Source organism: Nocardia flavorosea NBRC 108225 (genome assembly GCF_001613385.1).
Lineage (GTDB): Bacteria > Actinomycetota > Actinomycetes > Mycobacteriales > Mycobacteriaceae > Nocardia > Nocardia flavorosea.
The window spans coordinates 155,140-171,786 of record NZ_BDCG01000004.1 but is presented as its reverse complement, the minus strand read 5'-3'; the positions used below and the strand labels follow the sequence as shown (position 1 = coordinate 171,786).

The 16,647-nt window shown below is 65.9% G+C and carries 14 protein-coding genes; 8 read left to right on the top strand and 6 right to left on the bottom strand.

The window, feature by feature from the left end:
- Nucleotides 1-84 precede the first annotated feature (84 nt).
- Complete coding sequence (locus NFL01S_RS36725) at nt 85-801, top strand: hypothetical protein (RefSeq protein WP_245670516.1); 717 nt, start codon at nt 85-87, stop codon at nt 799-801.
- 296 nt (nt 802-1,097) lie between these two features.
- Nucleotides 1,098-1,949: an SDR family oxidoreductase gene (locus tag NFL01S_RS04585; RefSeq protein WP_062971784.1), complete on the top strand. Its 852-nt coding sequence runs from the start codon at nt 1,098-1,100 to the stop codon at nt 1,947-1,949.
- Nucleotides 1,950-2,385: 436 nt separating this feature from the next.
- Here NFL01S_RS04585 and NFL01S_RS04580 read toward each other — a convergent pair whose 3' ends face one another.
- Complete coding sequence (locus tag NFL01S_RS04580) at nt 2,386-4,284, bottom strand: glycosyltransferase (protein WP_062972404.1); 1,899 nt, start codon at nt 4,282-4,284, stop codon at nt 2,386-2,388.
- 74 nt (nt 4,285-4,358) lie between these two features.
- Nucleotides 4,359-4,901, bottom strand: coding sequence for a GtrA family protein (locus NFL01S_RS04575; RefSeq protein WP_084492404.1), 543 nt, complete (start codon nt 4,899-4,901; stop codon nt 4,359-4,361).
- Between the two features lie 98 nt (nt 4,902-4,999).
- On the opposite strand from NFL01S_RS04575, the gene NFL01S_RS04570 reads away from it, so the two are divergent.
- Nucleotides 5,000-5,995: a glycosyltransferase gene (locus tag NFL01S_RS04570; RefSeq protein ID WP_062971780.1), complete on the top strand. Its 996-nt coding sequence runs from the start codon at nt 5,000-5,002 to the stop codon at nt 5,993-5,995.
- On the top strand, nt 5,992-7,512 hold the full coding sequence (locus tag NFL01S_RS04565) for a DUF2142 domain-containing protein (protein WP_062971778.1): 1,521 nt from the start codon (nt 5,992-5,994) through the stop codon (nt 7,510-7,512). Before NFL01S_RS04570 ends, NFL01S_RS04565 begins: the two co-directional genes overlap by 4 nt.
- Nucleotides 7,513-7,558: 46 nt before the next feature.
- Here NFL01S_RS04565 and rfbB read toward each other — a convergent pair whose 3' ends face one another.
- Entirely contained in the window at nt 7,559-8,569 is a 1,011-nt protein-coding gene (rfbB, locus tag NFL01S_RS04560; protein WP_062971776.1) for a dTDP-glucose 4,6-dehydratase, read from the bottom strand.
- A gap of 271 nt (nt 8,570-8,840) precedes the next feature.
- Between rfbB and NFL01S_RS04555 the strand changes: the two genes are divergently transcribed.
- Nucleotides 8,841-9,542 carry a DUF8020 domain-containing protein gene (locus tag NFL01S_RS04555; protein ID WP_062972402.1) on the top strand — a complete coding sequence of 234 codons (702 nt, stop codon included), beginning with the start codon at nt 8,841-8,843 and terminating at the stop codon, nt 9,540-9,542.
- A gap of 117 nt (nt 9,543-9,659) precedes the next feature.
- Here NFL01S_RS04555 and NFL01S_RS04550 read toward each other — a convergent pair whose 3' ends face one another.
- A complete protein-coding gene (locus tag NFL01S_RS04550) occupies nt 9,660-11,642 on the bottom strand; it encodes a hypothetical protein (RefSeq protein WP_062971774.1) in 1,983 nt (660 codons plus the stop codon).
- 113 nt (nt 11,643-11,755) lie between these two features.
- Nucleotides 11,756-12,796 carry an ATP-grasp domain-containing protein gene (locus NFL01S_RS04545; protein WP_245670539.1) on the bottom strand — a complete coding sequence of 347 codons (1,041 nt, stop codon included), beginning with the start codon at nt 12,794-12,796 and terminating at the stop codon, nt 11,756-11,758.
- A 594-nt stretch (nt 12,797-13,390) separates the two neighbouring features.
- Between NFL01S_RS04545 and rfbA the strand changes: the two genes are divergently transcribed.
- From rfbA to NFL01S_RS04530, 3 genes are all read left to right on the top strand, one after another.
- Nucleotides 13,391-14,263 carry a glucose-1-phosphate thymidylyltransferase RfbA gene (gene rfbA, locus NFL01S_RS04540; protein ID WP_033243851.1) on the top strand — a complete coding sequence of 291 codons (873 nt, stop codon included), beginning with the start codon at nt 13,391-13,393 and terminating at the stop codon, nt 14,261-14,263.
- An 8-nt stretch (nt 14,264-14,271) separates the two neighbouring features.
- The gene (locus NFL01S_RS04535; RefSeq protein WP_062971772.1) at nt 14,272-14,826 is read left to right on the top strand and encodes a dTDP-4-dehydrorhamnose 3,5-epimerase family protein; all 555 of its coding nucleotides are present in this window, start codon (nt 14,272-14,274) and stop codon (nt 14,824-14,826) included.
- A gap of 425 nt (nt 14,827-15,251) precedes the next feature.
- On the top strand, nt 15,252-15,731 hold the full coding sequence (locus tag NFL01S_RS04530) for a hypothetical protein (protein WP_062972398.1): 480 nt from the start codon (nt 15,252-15,254) through the stop codon (nt 15,729-15,731).
- A 211-nt stretch (nt 15,732-15,942) separates the two neighbouring features.
- Here NFL01S_RS04530 and NFL01S_RS36040 read toward each other — a convergent pair whose 3' ends face one another.
- A complete protein-coding gene (locus NFL01S_RS36040) occupies nt 15,943-16,380 on the bottom strand; it encodes a GtrA family protein (protein WP_245670538.1) in 438 nt (145 codons plus the stop codon).
- Nucleotides 16,381-16,647 lie beyond the last annotated feature (267 nt).

Genomic DNA, 16,647 nt, shown 5'->3' with positions numbered 1-16,647 from the left:
TAATAGGGGTTGACGGCGGATGCGAGAGTTTCCTCCCCAGCAGGTAGGTTCGGCTGGCAATCAGCATGATTCGGGAGGAGATCGATGAGTTACCCCGGCGGTCAGCCGCCACAGGGAATGCCCGCACCCGGCCAGTACCCGGCGCCGCAACCACAGTTTGCGCCGCCGGCACCGCATCCGGGCGGGCAACCGCAGCAACCAGGGGGACCACAGGGGCAGCAGCAGTGGGGCGTGCCGCCGCAAGGATTCGGGCAGCCCTCCGGGCAACCGCCGTTCCCGAGCAGTCCGCAACCCCAGCCGGTGGGGCAACCACAGTTCCAGAGCGGGCCGTACCCGCAGCCCGGGCAGCCGCAGGCACAGTTCGGGCCGGGCGGGCAGCCGGGGCCGTACGGTCAGCAGCCGGGGCAGCCGGCGCCGAACGATCCACCGGGCATCACGGTGGATTGTTCCTACACCCCCATAGAATTCCTGCTCGCGATCACCAAACCGAAAATTTTCGTGAACGGGCAGCAGGTGCCGAATACGCGCTGGGGGGCGAACCATATCCCGGTGGGCCCCGGTAACTACCAGGTGCGTGTGGTGACACCGTGGTTGTTCGATATGGGTCCCGCCGAGACTCCGGTTTCTGTCCAGCCCGGGCAGGCGGTTCGGTACTACTACCGGGCGCCCGCGATCATCTTCATGAACGGCGCGATCGGGCCGGTACCGCAGAAGACGCCCGGCATGGTGGTGATGTATGTGCTGTGGGCGTTCATAGCGCTCATGTTCGTGTTCAACATCGCCATCATGGCCTCGATGTGATTCGGCGCGAGGCGCTCTGCGGACCGATATCGGCCCGCAGAGCGCCCGCGTAACATCCGAAGTCTTCGTGATTCCGTAGTTCCCGCGCAAGTCGTGGGCACGCACGCACGTGATTGCCGGAGGTCGCGTGATGCGGCCGTGGCCGCGGGGCCACGGCCGTACAGCTACGCCCCGCCGACCTGCAATGATCGCGCGCCCTCTGGGCAACACCCGGCCGGTTGCCTACGCTCGAACCGCATGCGCCGGCCGCGTTGTATATCGCGCGACGGCGGCCGCGACGACAGAAGGGGCAGGCTATGACGGCAACCGGAGACAAACCACTGAGCGGGCGGACGATGATCATGTCCGGCGGCAGCCGGGGCATCGGCCTGGAGATCGCCAAGCGGGCCGGCGCCGACGGCGCAAATATCACCCTCATCGCCAAAACCGATCAGCCGCATCCCAAACTGCCCGGCACCATCCACACCGCGGCGGCCGAGATCGAGGCCGTGGGCGGGACGGTACTGCCGTTCGTCGGCGATATCCGGCTCGACGATTCGGTGGCCGAGGCCGTCCGCCGGACCACCGAGCGCTTCGGCGGGATCGATATGGTGGTGAACAACGCCTCCGCCATCGACCTGTCCCCCACCGACGCACTGGCGATGAAGAAGTACGACCTGATGCAGGACATCAACTGCCGCGGCAGTTTCCTACTGTCCAAACTCTGCATCCCGGAGCTGCGCAAATCCGCGGCGGCCGGCCGTAATCCGCATATCCTCACCTTGTCGCCGCCGCTGAACCTGGACCCGAAATGGGCGGGTTCTTCCCTGGGCTACACGATCGCCAAGTACGGTATGTCGCTGACCACGCTGGGCTTGGCCGAGGAACTGAAACCCGACGGTATCGGCGTGAATTCGCTGTGGCCGCGCACCACCATCGCCACCGCCGCGGTGCGCAATCTCCTCGGCGGCGAGGAGATGGTGAGCACCTCGCGGACCCCGGATATCTACGCCGACGCGGCGTATCTGGTGCTCACCTCACCGGCCGCCGAAACCACCGGAAATTTCTTCATCGACGACGACGTACTGGCCGCCCACGGCATCACCGACCTCGACAAGTACCGCGTAACCCCCGGTGACGGCCCGCTCAGCACAGATCTCTTTCTCTGATCGCCAAGCGGCGCCCACTCGCTGCTACGCGTCAATGGACTCGATGTGCCCCTCGGCCCACCTCGCCCGGCCGACAGGCGGCTGTCACCGCCTGCTTTCCGCGCGACCTGGGCCGAGATCGCCGAGTATCCCCGGCCGCACCTTGCCGGTCGAGGTCGATCGCTGCCCGCCGCATGTATCGCCGGACCGGACGATCGGTGTCGTAACCGAGCGAGGCCGACGGGGTTCGTGAGCCGGTATCGACGGGCGGGGTGGCCCGCCGGGAGTCGCCGGACAAGTCTCCCAGCAGTGCGGCAACTCCCGCTTCTCGACGATCGGATGGCGGGCACAGGCGAGCAGTCCGCACCGCGGCGGCGGGCAACCGACTACACGGATCTCCGCGCGCGCGAATACCGACTGTCACGGGTGGAACCGCCTCGGTTCCACCCGTGATCAGCTACTTCCCGTTGATCCCGTACAACCGCTCCCAGTTCTCGCGGCTGGTGAGCTCGGCGTGGGCGCTGCGATAGCGCTCCTGCAATGTCGGCAGTTCTTTGCGCAGCCGGCGCAGGACCCGCAGCGTACGCAGCAGCAGGGCGCGCGCCCGCGCCTTGTCGCGCTTGCGTACCCGTACTCCCGATTGCGAGGCGTCGGTGACTACCACATGGTCGAACAGCGAGACATGCCACCAGTGCGCGTCCTCGCGGGTCACTCCCATGAGCCCGTATTCCACCCGGCCGGTCCACTGCTGGATCGCCCGTTTGATCAGCACCGCCAGTAGCCGGCTGGGTTCGCCCCCGGCCCGGCGTACCCGGATATCGGCGGAGTTCACCGTCGGGGTGGCGGCGGGATGTTTCACGGTTTCCGGGTAGTCGGCGCGGCTGGTGCGGGCCCGGCGCAGCACCTCGGTGCCACCGTCACGCAGGATCTGCGGGCCCTGCAGGAAGTCCTCGATACCTTGCAGCGTGGTGTGCGCGAGACCGTACTGCATCCCCACCAGGTACTCCCCGATATTGCGGAGCAGCTGCCGGGAGACGGTGCCGGCATCCAGGTCGGCGTGCATGGCACTGACGATCAGCGAGTTACGGGTGCTGAAGTAGCGGGCCCAGTCGTCGAAATCCTTCCAGTAGAAGTCCGCGTGCCAGACCGCCGCGTTCGGCAGGGTGACCGTGACGAACCCGTGCTCGCGGGCACGGACCCCGTATTCCACATCGTCCCACTGGAAGAAGATCGGCAGCGGCAGCCCGATCTTCTTCACGACCTCGGCCGGGATCAGGCAGGTCCACCAGGCGTTGTAACCGGCGTCGACGCGGCGTTCCTGGTTCTTCTTGAGCATGCTGGTGTTGCGCAGCGCCTTGGGCACCTTCTGGCCGTGCATCAGCTTGTCCAGGTGCACGTCCTCCGCGCCGACGTTCAGATAGTCGGGGTTGAGCAGAAACAGCATCTGGGCGCCGACCAGGGTCGGTTCCACGGTGAGGTTGGCGAAGGCCTGCAACCGGAGCACGGTTTCGGGTTCGCACAGAATATCGTCGTCCATGAGGATGACGTCGGCGTGTTCGTCGGTGGCCGACACCTCGTACAGCCCGCGGGTGAAACCGCCGGCGCCGCCCAGGTTGGGCTGGCGGATATAGCGCAGTTTCGCGCCGAGCACGGGCCGGGTTTCCTGGTACCGCGGCTGGTTCTCCACCAGGTCGGTGCCCTGGTCCACCACATACACCGCGTCGAGGGCACCGAGTACGGTCTCGTCGGAGGCCAGTGCCGCGACGGTTTCGGCGCAGTCCTGGGCGCGGTTGAAGGTGCAGATCGCGATGGCCACCGGGCGTACGGTGGCGGGCGCCGGCGCGGTCCAGGTGAGGTCCGAAACGGCCAGTTCCCCGCCGACGGCATCGAATTCGAGCCAGAGCGCACCGCCGTCGACGAACTGATCCAGCGGGGCGGTCAAGGTCACCTGCCCGCCGGCGGTGACCTCGGTGCTGCCGACGATGCGGCGGTGCCCCGCGATATCGGAGGCGACGATCCGCACTCTGGCGTGTTTGCCGACGTGCAGCGTCATGGTCGCCTGTACTTCGGTCACCACGGTCCAGCGCTGCCAGTAGCTGGCGGCGAAACGGCCGAAGTAGGTGTTGGTGTGTGCGGTGGCGCCCTTTTCCAGGTGCAGGCTCATCCGCTCGCGGGTGGCTCGGCCCTTGACGACCGCGTACAGCTCGTCGCTGATCTTGGATGACGGTCCGGTGAAGATGCCCCGGGCCAACACCAGCCGGTCCGGTGCCCGATGGTGTTCGGCGCGCAGCGACTCCGGCGCGGCCGCCGAGTGTTCGTTCGTCTCGCTAACGGCCTGCATAGCCGACTGGTCCATGAAGTCCTCGAAATCCTTATGTGCCGACGGGACCGACATGTCCCGGAATACGGTTCGCGGCGCGCCCGAGAATATCAATCAGCCACGCCGGTCGCCCGTTCGGTCGTTTCCCTATCGCCTTCGCCGGTAAACACGAACTTGTCATAAGCCCAATACCGGAACACCACCGCAACGATCTGACCTATCAGTGTTCCAGAAATATTGTCGGCCAGCGGGGTGGACAGATCCAGCACATAGCGGGAGAAACCCAGGCACCCCAGCTGCAACCCGATGGCGATCACATTGATCAGCGCGTACATCACGTATTCGCGGGCCGGACTACCGGTTTGCTTGTGCGAGAACGTCCACCACTTGTTGCCGAAGTAGGTGACCACGGTCGCCACCGCGATCGCGATGATCTTCGCGGGCAACGGGACGTGGAACATCAACCCCTCGCCGCCCCAGGCACCGAAGTTGAACACCAGCAGGTTGTAGGTACCGGCGTCGACCAGGAACCCGATCACCCCGACCACCAGGAACGCCGCGCTCTGCCGTAACCCGGCACGCACCCGGGCGACGAGCGAACGGGGGGCCGGCGCGCCGGTGTCGACCACGGCCGACGACTCACCAGATGACACGCGCCGACGGTACCGTAGTGACCTGAGCCATCGGTCACGACACCGACCCGGTACTCTCCCGGTGTTCCCATATCCATCGATTTCGAGGATTTGACCAGGTGGAGTCCACCGTTCTGCGCGTTGCTGCCGTGGTTCCGTGCCACAACGAAGAAGCGTCGGTCGCCAAAGTCGTCACCGACCTCAAGGCGGCGGTGCCGGGAATTGTCGTGTATGTGTACGACAATCTCAGTACCGATGCCACAGTCGAGAAAGCACAGGCCGCCGGCGCCATCGTGCGCAAGGAACTGGCCAAGGGCAAGGGCAATGTCGTACGCCGCGCCTTCGCCGATATCGAGGCCGATGTGTACCTCATGATCGACGGCGACGACACCTACGACGCGGCCGCGGCCCCGGAAATGATCGAAACCCTGCTCTCCGGCCCCTTCGATCATGTCCTCGGCGTCCGGAAGCAGGATGTGGGCGGATCGGCCTACCGGGCCGGTCACGAAACCGGTAACCGGGTCCTCAACGGCGTGGTCGGCAAGGTCTTCGGCGAAAACGTCGAGGATATGCTGAGCGGGTTCCGGGTGTTCTCCCGCCGCTTCGTCAAGAGTTTTCCCGCCGTATCCCGGGAATTCGAGATCGAAACCGAACTCACCGTACATTCGCTGCATTTGCGCGTTCCGAAAGCCGCGGTGCCGGTCGGCTTCCGGGATCGGCCCGCGGGCAGTGAAAGCAAACTGCGCACCTACCACGACGGATTCAAAATCCTGGCCCTGATCTTCGGCCTGGCCCGGCACGAACGGCCGGTAGCGTTCTACGGCCTGTTCGGCACCCTGAGCTGGATCGTCTCGGTGGTCCTGACCATCCCGATCATCGCGGAATACTACGAATCCCATACCGTGCCGCGCTTCCCCACCCTCTTCCTGGCGTGCACACTGCTGCTGGTGGGCTTCCTCGCCTGGACAGCAGGGCTGATCCTGGACGGCATCCGCCGCTCCCGGCACGAGGCCGCCCGGCTGATCTACCTGCGCTACGAGGCGCCGGCCGCGGCACAACCGGCCGCTTCGACCGGCGAATCCCAGCCGGATCCCGTGGCCGGGGATGTCCGTTGACCGCCGATACCGAGACCCGTCCCGCCGGAAACGAGCGGGCCGCGGGCAGTAGACCCCTGTCTGCTCCGGCCCGCGCGGGCCGCGCCGTGGTCCACCGGGCCGGTCCGGCCACCGTGGCCTTCCTCCTGCTCGCCGGGATCTTCGGCCTGGTGTTCGCGGTGATGAGCCCGCCGTTCTGGGGACACGACGAACTCACCCAGTTCGGCCGTGCCTACCAGGTGTCGCAGGGTGGACTGGGCCCCACCGCGATCGAGGACGACCGCGGTGTCGCCTACGGCGGTGAAGTACCGGCCGCCGTGGAAGCGCTCATGGGATTCGCGCTCGACGACTACACCCACAACCCGGGCGAGCCGTTCCCTCTCGTCGCCGACCCCGGCGCCTACCAGCGGCTGAGCGACGCACCGGTCACCGATGAGCAGAAGACGGTGTGGTTCACCAACACCGCGGCGTATTCGGCCGTGCCCTATATCCCGAACGCGATCGGTATCTGGACCGCCGACCTCGTCGGGGCCGATGCGGGCACCCTGGTACGCCTCACCAGGCTCGCCGGTCTGGCCTCCTACCTGCTGGTGGTCGGTTTCGCGCTGTGGGCGCTGCGGGCGCACCGCATCCAATGGCTGGCGTTCACCGTGGCCGTTCTGCCGATCGCAGTGTTCCAGGCCGGCACCATCACCGCCGACACCCTCACCAACGCGCTCGCCCTGCTGGTCTCCGCATTGCTGGTCAAGGGACTGTTCCTCGGGGACAGGCTGGGGCGCACCGAAACGGCCGCGGTGATGGCCTGCGCCGTTCTGCTGCCGCTGTGCAAACCGACCTACATCCTGCTGGCCATGCTGGTGGTGCTGATTCCGGCCGAACGGATGGGCCTGACCGGGTGGCGCCGCTGGGTCACCTGGGTCTGCGCCGGCCTGGGCGCCGCCGGTTTCGCTGTGTGGATGAAGATCGCGGCACCGACCGGCGAGGGCACCAGCCTGATGCGCCCGCAGCACCAGTGGTACACGGTCGACACCGGTGAACAGCTGATCGGCATCCTGACCGACCCGTTCGGTTTCCTGCGAACCTTCTGGGAGAGCATTCTGCGCCGCGATCACGAATGGTTCACCGAATTCTTCGGTGAACTCGGTTTCGCGTACGTGAATGTGCCCGCCACCGCGATCGTTGCCTGCCTGCTGGCACTCGCCGTGAGCGTCGGGACGGCCGAACGCTTCGCCCACCCGGATTTCCGGCGGACGCTGGTGGTCGCGCTGACCATGGCCGCCAGTGTCGCGATGATCTACGTGACGCTGTACATGTCGTTCACGCCGGTCGGCTACTACATCATCGACGGCGTCCAGGGCCGGTACTTCATTCCGCTGGCAATCGTGACGTTGGTGGTGCTGTTGCGCTGGATGCCGTTGCGGCTACGCGGCCCCGACGATCGTGAGCCGGGGCGGGGCGCCGCGGTGACGATCGTGGTCGCGGCGACGATCGCACTGGTTGCCACGGTCGCGAAATATCACATCTACGTCTGGGCGTAGGTCTGCGGCGCCGCCTCCGGCACTGTGGGGTGAGCCGGGGCGGCGATCAGGGGGCGGCGATCGTCCGTTCGCCGGCTTCGGCGTAGGCGCGTTCGGTGGCGGCTTTGACCGGGCGCCACCAGGATTCGTTGGCCCGGTACCAGGCCACGGTGGCGGCCAGACCGGTCCGGAAATCCGCGTAGCGGGGGCGCCAGCCGAGTTCGTCGCGGAGCGTGCTCGCATCGATGGCATAGCGCTGATCGTGCCCGGCGCGGTCGGTGACGAAATCGAAATCATCCGGGGCACGACCGAACTCGGCCAGCAGCAGTTCGACCACTGTGCGGTTGCCGAGCTCGCCGTCCGCGCCGATCAGATACGTCTGCCCGATCCGGCCACGTTCCAGCACATCCCATACGGCGCGGTTGTGATCGTCCACGTGGATCCAGTCGCGGATCTGCTGCCCGCCGCCGTACAGGCGCGGCCGCACGCCGTCGATCAGATTGGTGATCTGGCGTGGAATGAACTTCTCGACATGCTGATACGGCCCGTAGTTGTTGGAGCAGTTCGACAGGGTGGCCCGGATCCCGAAGGACCGTACCCAGGCGCGAACCAACATATCGCCGGACGCCTTCGTCGCCGAATAGGGACTCGACGGGTTGTACGGCGTGCGTTCGGTGAACGCGGGATCGCCGGCAGCGAGATCACCGTAGACCTCGTCGGTCGACACGTGGTGGTAACGCACCTCATGGCGGCGCACGGCCTGCAGCAGGGAATACGTGCCGACGATATTCGTCTGCACGAACGGCCACGGTTCGGTCAGGGAATTGTCGTTATGCGATTCGGCGGCGAAATGGACCACCGCGTCCACCCCGCTGACCAGTTCGTCGACCAGATCCAGATCGGCGATATCGCCGTGCACGAAATCGATCCGGTCGGCCACCGGATCCAGCGAGGAACGATTACCGGCATAGGTGAGCGCGTCGAGGACGGTAACCGTCACCTCCGGCCGTTCGGTGACGGTCTGCTGGACGAAGTTGGCTCCGATGAACCCGGCCCCACCGGTCACGAGAAGACGCACCCATCCACTCTACGTCCGGACCACATGGTGCGGGGCATTGCGCTCGCGGCACGGCATCCGGCGTCGGCACCGCGGGACGGGCGAGAACAGCACCCTCGGCAATCGGGAAGACAAGAGACAGAACACCTTCCGTACTCCCGTGGCTGAGAGCACTACGAAAGTAAATCTAAGGTAAATGCCCGGATCCGTCCGTGCGCCGTTACACCACCGGCCGGTCGGCTCCGTTCGGTTCCTTGCGCTCTATCCCAGCACTCCCACACGAGGTGATCACATGCTTGTCAAAAACAGTGCCGCGATCGCGGGGCTGCTCGCTGCCGCAATCGGTATCACATCCGGCGCCGCCCAAGCGGCGCCCGCGTCCGAGCCCGCAGCTGTCGGCTTCAGTGCCGAGGTCGTCGAGGATCGGGCGGTCGTCACCACCGATTCCGGGTCCATGATGGTCGACGATGGAGTACTGGAGATCGAAGCACCCGATGGAACCGTACTGGCAGGCGCACCGCTGACCTTCCGAATCGACGACTTCGAGTTCCCGATCACTGCCGAGATCTCCGGCCATACCGCCACACTCACTCCACAACTGGATCCCACCCAAGCGGTGTACCGGCCGGTCGCCCTTCCTCACCAGGAGACGGCTCCCTGGAAAACCCCGTACGACCGGGAAGTCGCGGCCTTCACCCGGCTCAAAGACACGATCGCCACCGGCGCGGCCATCGGCACCCTCGTCGGCGGACTGGGTGGCGCGGGCCTCGGCTGCGTACTCGGCGGTATCGCCGGTGCGACCGTGGCCGCGGCGACCATCGTCGGTCTCTTCGGCCCGTTCGTTCCGGCCGCGGTGGTCGGTTGTCTCGGCGGAATCATCGCCGTCGGCGCCCTGGGCACGGTGGCCGGGCAGCTACTGATCACCGCACCGGTGACCATCGGAGCGATCATCCAATACGTCACCACGATCAACGAGCCGTTCCCGGTGAAATAAGGTCTCCAGCAGCAACGACGTCCGCTCCCGACGTACCTGTTCCTGCTCGTCGGCCGAGACGGCCCGGTCCAGGTATCGATCCCGGGCCGGGCCGTCTCGCTCCGGCGGCAACGGGTATCAGGCGGTCAGCCGATCCGCCCCCCAGCTGCGGTGCACATAGCCGACGACCCGGTCCAGTTCGGTGCGGTCCACCGACGCCAGCTCTCCCGGCTCGAGGGGGTCGAAATGGAAGATGTAGAGCCGGGAGGCGAACTGTTCGAACGGCAGCGAGGCCTCGCCGAAACGTTCGCCGTGGCCGGCCGTCCCCACCACGACCCCGTCGCCCCAGTCCTGACCGCTGTCGTTGTTCGGGTTGTAGAAGTAGACGCGCATCCGGTCCTGCGGATCCAGCGCGACCCGCAGGATGGTGATCGCATGCCAGCCCACGAACCGGGCGGCGCTGTCGGTCACCGCGACTCCGGCCGGCTGGGGGTGGATCAACGGCTGGTTGCCGTTGTGGAACGGGTGGTAACTGGCATAGAAGTGGCGCAGGAACTCGTCCAGATCGGTGAGCTGCCCGGTGGCCACATCGACGTTGATCCGGAATCCCCGGCCCGACCACCAGCCGTGGAATTCCGGGTTCACCCAGCGGTGCGGATCGCCTTCGCGGTCGGCGCACTGCCTGCCCATTTCCGCGTATATACGGTCCAGATGCGGCACCACCAGCAGCGATACCGGATCCAGGTCGACCGGCAGTTTCGTGGCGACCCCGCCCACGCTGTCGCGCGAGGAGATGGGCCGGCCTTCGAAATGCATGACGACCTCGTCGTCACGCGCCGCCCAGGCCAGCGTTTGCAGCAGATAGTCGGGGTCGTTGTAGGCCCACATCGACAGTGCGCGGGCCGACTGGCAGGTCGGGTTGTCGCCCTGACCGACGCCCAGTGGCAGCCCCAGGATGGACAGCATGCCCGCGAGCAGGCGGGCATGCGGGTCCGGATCGGCACCGAATGCCTGGGTGAGCCGTTCCTGCGAGTACGGCGAGAGCTGCAACGCGAGCTGCCGCCACAGCGCCGGGGCGACCGGCGGCTGGTAGAGGATCCCGCGTTCCAGCAGCAGCGCGATCCCGTAGATGCACTGCGCGGTTTCGACGTGCACGGCATCGGCGATGAGGCGGCGGACCAGTTCGTGGTAGCAGAGCAGGCATTCGCGTCCGGTGCTGGACAGGCCCAGCGCCTCGCCCAGCAGGTACTCCCCCTTGCCGAGCAGGAAACGCACCAGCACCGCGTGATACGGGGAGACCAGTCCGGTGTCGTGCATGGATCGGGCGAAACCCGCGGTCTCGTACGCCAGCGCGCTGTCGTCCATGGATTCGAGGCGCTCCCGGTAGACCTCGACACCCGGATCCTCCCGGCACGCCTCGGTGGTGCCGTAGAGACTGCTGATCAACCGGTCGGCACCGAGTCCCGCGGCGCCCAGATCGATATCGGGGTTGGTCCGGGCGACGGCGATCTGGGTGATCATCCGCTTCACCGGTTCCACCTGGATCGGCCGCTGCCGCAGGATCCGCCAGATCTCGTCGACCAGGTTCTCCAGCACCTTCTCGTAGCCGATCTCCTCGACGAGATGGCGTAGCAGTTCCCGCGAAACCTGGGCCATCCGGCCCTGCTGCGCCCGCTCCGCCTCGGTGGGGGGCGTGAACAACAGGGTCAGATTCATGGCCAGCACCTGGGACAGATGATGGTTCGCCTGTTCGGCGGAGATCATCGGGTGCACGTACTCGCCCTTGGCCACCGCCAGCAGCCGTAGATTGCTCACCGTCTCCAGCACCACGGTGTCGCCGTTGGCGCTGCGCAGCGAACCTGTGCTCAACGAGGGGATCAGGATCTGCGGCTGTGCCCAATCCGTACCGCGGAACAGACCGGCCGATTCCAGCCGCGCCGCCCGTGCCCGTACGGCCGCGCAGCCGCCGGGCAACAACAGTACTCGGCGCAGCGCCGCGAGAACCCTCGACAGCTTCAGGTGCTTGCCGAAATCGCTGGTGTCCGCGAGCAGCTGCGTCGCGTCATCCAGCAAGGCCAGACGTCTGTCGAGGGTCGCCCCGTCACCGCTGAGTGGGGTCAAATGAGGATCCTCCCCGTGATCAGTGTCTATGGCGTATGAGCAACGGCTGCGTGGCTACGCTGCGCTACCGCCTCCGGGCCCGGAGTCGCTCCTACGCGAAACTGCCGAACGAATCAGATGTAGAAATCGAGCTCTTCCTGTCGCTTCAGCAGATCCCGCAGAGTGTACGGGTCGTCACCGAAGAAGTACAACAAGCCCCAATGATTGCCGAATGCGGTACGTTTGGTCACTTTTTCCGTCAGCGGCTCCGCGAGCTCGTGGGTTTCGAAATATTCGTGGTCCTCGGTCTCGTCGGGCACCGACAACTGACTGACCACGCGTCGCCGCGGATAAACCCCGAAACAGCCCGCGTGCCCTTTCGCATCCTCCACTTCCCGCGGAAAGAAGTTCTCGATCTCTTCCTCGGTGGTCTTCGGATCGAAGGCCAGTACGAGGGCATGATAGGCGTTGAACCCGTACGAGCGCTCCAGCAGTTCGAACACCTTGAATCCCGGCGGCCGGTAAGCGACCTCACCGAAGTACATCTCACCGTCGCTGGTGACGAAATATTCCGGGTGCACGAAGCCGAACTCGATATCGAAGGTTTTCACCAGCCGTTCGACCTGACGAGTTATCTCGGGGCGGAACTTCTCCAGTTCCGGCGTTGCGGGTACGAATACAGAATATCCGAGGGTGACGTACTCGGAAATGTTCAGGAAGCATATCCGGCCGTTGTGGATCCATGCCTCCACGGCGAATTCCCAGCCGTCCAGATGTGATTCCATGAGGACCGGGAACTCGTCGTCGGGGATCGTATCGATCTCGTCCGGAGTCCGGATAACCCGATGCCCGAGGCAGCCGGCCTTGTCGAACGCCTTGACATGGATGGGGTCGTTGGGATCCCCGTCGAGCTTGAGCAGGGTCTGGTTCACTCGTTTCAGGAACCGGATCACGTCATCGCGTTCGTGGGCTTCCTCGAATATTCCGACGCGGATTCCGCCCAGCTGCGCGCGCCGCTTCATCAGCGCTTTGTCACGCAACAGCATGGCCTGCCCGAAAAGGCGAGGATTGTCCATCAGCACCGAATTGATGGCACCCGCCCATTCGACGGTTTCCTCGAAGATGGGAATGGCGACGTCCACTCCCATATCCTGTAACGTCTCGGCGATTTCCATCGACCGGTCGTTGAGCCGTTCGAAATTCCAGGGAAGATAAGGTATGCCGTTTTCGGCGCAATAGTCCGCCACCCACTCCGGCGCTACCACGACGTAGCGCCGGTCGAACCGATCCACCGCTTCCACGGCATTCAAACTCCAACCCAGCAAGGCAACGTACCCCTTATCCGGGTCGTACTCTTCATCAGTTTTCCGAACTCTGGATTCTGATGCCGAAATCGACAAAACCTCTCCCCTCTCGACCACTTCTACTGCTCGCTGAATCACGAGGGCGTCGGTTCACACACGAAACTCCGGCCACACCGCCGGCACAGATATCGGGCCGCTACCGAATCCGCGTCGAAAGTTCGAATTCGCCGTGGACCGGAAAATGTAACGCCCTCATTTCCACCGAGTACCCGATGTTTCCGGAACGAAACCGGCGGACGGGCCCCGGAGCGCCCGGACCACACCGAAAGCGCCGCGGCCCCACCGGTATCGGACCGCGCGGACCGGCCTTGATCCCGGGCCCCCGACCGCCCGCACGCGGCCGGCGGGCCCCGGGGAGCCTGCCGCACGCGCGCCACCGCATCGCGACTGGCACACTGACCGAACATGCGCGGAATCATTCTGGCGGGCGGCACCGGGTCACGGCTGCATCCGATCACGCGCGGGGTGAGCAAACAGCTGGTCCCGGTCTACGACAAGCCGATGGTCTACTATCCGCTGTCCACCCTCATGCTGGCCGGTATCCGGGACATCCTGGTGATCACCACACCCGAGGACGCCGAATCCTTCACCCGGCTACTCGGCGACGGATCGCAGTTCGGCATCTCGATCAGCTATGTCGTGCAGCCGGTTCCCGACGGTATCGCGAAGGCCTTCGTGCTCGGCGCCGGCCATATCGGCGGCGACTCCGCCGCGCTGGTGCTGGGCGACAACATCTTCCACGGCCCCGGCCTGGGGACCAGCCTGCACCGGTTCGCCGATATCGACGGCGGCGCCATCTTCGCCTACCGGGTCTCGGATCCGACCGCCTACGGTGTCGTCGAATTCGCCGACGGCAAGGCGATCTCCATCGAGGAGAAACCGAAGGTTCCACGCTCGAACTACGTGGTGCCGGGGCTGTACTTCTACGACAACGACGTGGTGGAGATCGCCCGCGGCCTCGTTCCGTCTGCGCGCGGAGAGTACGAGATCAGCGATATCAACCGGGCCTATCTGGAAGCGGGCCGACTGGGTGTCGATGTGCTGGCGCGAGGCACCGCCTGGCTCGACACCGGCACCTTCGATTCGTTGCTCGACGCCGCCAACTATGTGCGCACCGTCGAGGAACGCCAAGGTTTGAAAATCGGCGTGCCGGAGGAGGTCGCGTGGCGGATGGGCTATATCGACGACGAGCAACTGTGCCTGCTGGCCGACCCCCTCACTCGCTCCGGTTACGGTAAGTACCTGCTCGATCTGCTCGAGCACGGACGGAGTTGGTGAGTAGGTAGATGCGGATCAGTGAGATGTCGGTCCCCGGCGCCTGGGTGTTCAGCCCCACGGTCCACGGCGACGATCGCGGCTGTTTCGCCGAAACCTTCCGCGCCGCGGAGTTCGAGAAGGTCACCGGCCGGCCGTTCGATCTGCGACAGGTCAACACCTCGGTATCCGCAGCCGGGGTGTTGCGCGGGATCCACTACACCGACGATCCGCCCGGCCAGGCGAAATACGTTACCTGCGTCCGCGGCGCGTTCCTGGATGTGGTGATCGATCTGCGGGAGGGATCACCCACCTTCGGCCGCTGGGACAGTGTCCTGCTCGACGATCGCGACAGGCGCTCGGTCTTCATCTCCGAGGGGCTCGGGCATGCCGTCCTGTCCCTGGCCGACGATTCCACCCTCACCTATCTGTGCTCGCTCGAATACAGCCCCGAATACGACCACGATCTGGACGCCTTCGACCCGGATCTGGCCATCGACTGGCCGGCGGCCGATCGCGACGGGCGACAGCTCACCTATCTCCGCTCACCGAAAGACGCGGCGGCACCGCGACTGCGCGACCGCTGACCGCCCGCACAAACCGGGCCGGCGGCGGAAATGCCACGCAGAACCCGGCCGCGAGCGCGGTTTCCGCCGGATTCGCCGAGCGGACGGTTCGGCGGTAATGTCGCTGCCCGGTGGTTCCGTCGCGGAACCACCCCCACGGTGCCGGTGAAATCACCGGCCCAGGCGCCCCGGCTACCGCCGGGCCGGTTCTCGGGGGATTCGTCCACTGACTCACTGGCCGCACCGGGATCCTCCCTGGATTCCGCCCGGGAAGCCGACCGTGACCAGGTATAGCGGTGCCGGCCGCTGCTATTCCCCCGTGGAAAGGAATGAGACGTAGCCGACAGTCGAAAAAATTCGCTGGAACGGCGTAACGCCACGGGGACCCGGCACCGATACGACCCATGAAAGCCGGAGCTGATCTATACCGGGGAATGGAGATGACAGTGCGTACGACGTTTTCGACTTCCGTCTCGGCGGGCGCCAAGTCCGCGGCCGCGCGGGACTACGTCCAGCGTGGCTGGACGGTCGCCGAAACGACCAACGGCCTGTGCCTGATCACCGATGCCGACCTGTCCGCCGTCGAGGTCACCGGGGAGTTGGCCGCGTCGGTACGCCGGTACCTGCGCGCGAACAACCTGACCGGTCCGGTCATCGAGATTCCGGGCGCCGAGCGCCGCGAAATCCATCTGGTCACCGGTATGCGCAAGGCCGAGCGTGCCGTCGAGGCGCTGCGCGCGGCCGGCGCGGTCGTGCACACCGACGGTGACGGCATCCCGCTGCCGCCCACCCACCTCTCGGCGGGTTCGGCCAGCTGGGGCGTCGCGCCCGACGAGTCCCGCTGGATTCCGCCGGTGGTCGCCCTCGGCGCGGCGGTGCGTAGCGCCCTGGCCCGGCGCCCGCGCCGGTTGACCAGCGTCGCCTGAGCAGGCCCCAACAGACTGATATCCGCAAAACCCCGGTCGTCGCGTACGACCGGGGTTCTCGTCGTCCCGGAGCACCGCCGGCTTCCGTCCACCGGCCGGCCCGGCGGTGCACTTCCTTGCCGAGCCGGATGGGCGCCTTCGGCCAGCAGTCCGGCGTGCCACGCCGGGACCTTTCCGGGGTGGGTAAGGCCTCGATCGGCGCCGGGCGGGATCAGCGGATGCGGAAGATCACCAGGCGCTGCACCACGAAGTTGATGACCGTCGCCGTGCCCTGGGCGATCACATAGGCGAGGGGTACCCGCCACCAGAGGCCTTCGCCGATGGCCTCGTAGAACACCCAGTTGATGCCGACCTGCACAAAGAAGGTCAGTGCATAGAGCACGACCACAGCGATGAAACGTGCCCTGCTGGGCGGTGCGTTGAAGGTCCATCGCCGGTTGATCAGATATGCCGTCGTGGTGCCGGCAATGAACCCGATCGCCTTCGCGATATTCACCGGCAGTCCGGCCACCTCGAGCAACAGCCAGTACAGCCCGAAATCGACCACCGCCGAGAGCGCACCGGTGGCTACGAAACGCACCAGTTGCGTCTTCAGACCGATCTGCGTGCTCGCCTCGTCGAGGGCCACCGGCGCGAGACCGGCAGTCACCTGCTCCCCGGGCGAGAGGGAGGCATCCCCGGTTTCCCCCGGCGCTACCCGGGGTCCCCGGCTTACGGCATTGCTTTCAGGGGCCACCGCCCGAAATCTACTTGCCGAACCCCACCTACGGGACCTCTGGGTGCCCAAGACAGCCGAACTATCTGTACTAGCTGTAAACGGTAACCCCCCCGGGTTGGCCCGCCCTGGTCTGGACTGACGGAGCGGAGGAGGGAAGACCAGGGGTTGATAGGGCCCCACCCTCGAGGCGCGGAGCGC